Source organism: Oleiphilus sp. HI0125 (genome assembly GCF_001635355.1).
The window spans coordinates 1-755 of the sequence record NZ_LWGF01000053.1 but is presented as its reverse complement, the minus strand read 5'-3'; the positions used below and the strand labels follow the sequence as shown (position 1 = coordinate 755).

The window sequence follows — 755 nt, the reverse complement described above, 5'->3', positions numbered from 1 at the left end:
TTTTGCGATTGCGTTGCCTGCTTTGAACGCGTCTGCAAGACGTGTTGTGTCTGCATCGTACAAGAATACTTGTGACTTCAATACTTCAGCCGCTGCCGCTGCTTGCGCGTCGTCAGAAAGGGCGATGTCTAGAAGTGCTTCAACAGAAGGGCCGCCTTTCATGTGAGAAAGTTGCTCTAGCGCGAATTCTGGAGAAATTTCTGCAACTGTTTCGTTGCTAAGAGCGATTTCTTTTAAGAAAGCTGCTTTTACGCCTGCCGCTGGAGTAGTACCAGGAAGCGTATTGTAGATGAAGAAGTTTAGAGACGCTTCGCGTTCTGCATTGCCAGTGTCTTTGATTTGGGCAATGATCTCAGATAGCAATTCTGCGCTATCGATTGGTTNTGGGTGTAGACCAAGTTCGTTTTTACGAACTTCGATCTCTGCTAAATAATCTGAATACAAGCTCATTTGAATCTCTCTTCCAAAGTTGAAATTCCAAGGTGTGGACTGAATTTTGGTAAATGTAGTCCACACAAAATTCTTCGAGCGCGATTCTACTGATTTTTAAATTTGTTGTTAAGAATAAACGGTTTGAATACATACAATGTTCGCTATACATTCAGCAAATAGAGATGAACTTGACGACTTTTTACAAACCCAGTGTTTACAAGGGTTTAACTGTAATAAGAATCATTTTTATTTGAGTTTTTTGGGCGGTTTGCACATGGCGATAATGATACAAACTTTGTGCGATATGAGTGACCAACTATGCC

Annotated in this window: 1 pseudogene; it reads right to left on the bottom strand. The window is 41.4% G+C overall.

The window, feature by feature from the left end:
* Positions 1-450 (bottom strand): annotated as a pseudogene (locus tag A3762_RS00910) (bifunctional aconitate hydratase 2/2-methylisocitrate dehydratase); the annotation flags it as partial.
* Positions 451-755: the final 305 nt, after the last annotated feature.